Source organism: Streptomyces sp. NPDC006925 (assembly GCF_042869575.1).
GTDB lineage: Bacteria > Actinomycetota > Actinomycetes > Streptomycetales > Streptomycetaceae > Streptomyces.
In genome coordinates, this window is the sequence record NZ_JBIAGB010000020.1 from 1 (window position 1) to 1,183 (window position 1,183).

1 protein-coding gene is annotated in these 1,183 nt (G+C 67.7%); it reads left to right on the forward strand.

Annotation, left to right across the window (positions count from 1 at the left end; all coding sequences use genetic code 11):
• Positions 1–131: 131 nt before the first annotated feature.
• The coding region (locus ACFYNS_RS23640) for an Ig-like domain repeat protein (protein ID WP_388604951.1) at positions 132–1,183 on the forward strand (1,052 nt) is incomplete at its 3' end.

Sequence of the window (1,183 nt, forward strand, 5' to 3'; positions counted from 1 at the left end):
CCCTGAACGCCTTCGACATCACCTTCGACGGCCGTCTCTCCGCAGCTCGTCAGTGACCCCAACCACCCTGGTTACACCGCTCGTTTGACAGACCCTCGGTGTGCGGTCAGTCGGTGGAGGTGTGTGCGACGGTGACCGTCGATCCGCCTGGTTCGGGTACGCCGACCGGGACGGTGACTTTCACCGGGCCCGGGGGGCTCAATGAGACAACGGTGCTGGACGCTTCCGGGACCGCGTGCGTGTCCACGACGGTGCTGGCGACCGGCACCGTGACGGCCACTTATAACGGTGATGGCTGCGCGGCAGTCTCGTCGGGCAGCACCGACGTGACCGTCGAGGAAGCGTCCACCACCACAGTGGCCACGGCAACCCCGAATCCGTCGGTGTGCGGCGAGTTGGTGACGGTGTGTGCGACGGTGTCGACGGACGCTCCTGGTTCGGGTACGCCGACCGGAACGGTGACCTTCACCGGGCCCGGCGGGCTCAATCAGACCGTGCCGCTGGACGCGTTCGGGACTGCGTGCGTGACCACGACGGTGCTGGCCACCGGAACCGTGACGGCGAACTACAACGGCGAAGGGCCCTGCTTCGCCGGCTCGTCGGACACTGTGGACGTCATGGTGAACGCGGCGGACACGACGACGGTCGTGACGGCGAGTCCGGATCCGTCGGTGTGCGGCCAGTCGGTCGACGTGTGTGCGACGGTGACGACGAATGCGCCGGGTTCGGGTACGCCGACCGGGACGGTGACTTTCACCGGGCCCGGGGGGCTCAATGAGACAACGGTGCTGGACGCTTCCGGTGAGGCATGTGTGACCACGACGGTGCTGGCGACCGGCACCGTGACGGCCACTTATAACGGTGATGGCTGCGCGGCAGTCTCGTCGGGCAGCACCGACGTGACCGTCGACGAAGCATCCACCACCACCGCCGTGACGGTGAGCCCGGACCCCTCCGTGTGCGGCGAGTCGGTGACGGTGTGTGCGACGGTGTCGACGGACGCTCCTGGTTCGGGTACGCCGACCGGGACGGTGACCTTCACCGGGCCTGGTGGGCTCAATCAGACTGTGGCACTGGATGCGTCGGGCAAGGCGTGTCTGGCCTCTGCGTCTCTGGCCTCCGGCACTGTCACCGCCCAGTACAACGGGGCGGCGTGCTTCAATCCGTCGGCCGGTACTGCCAC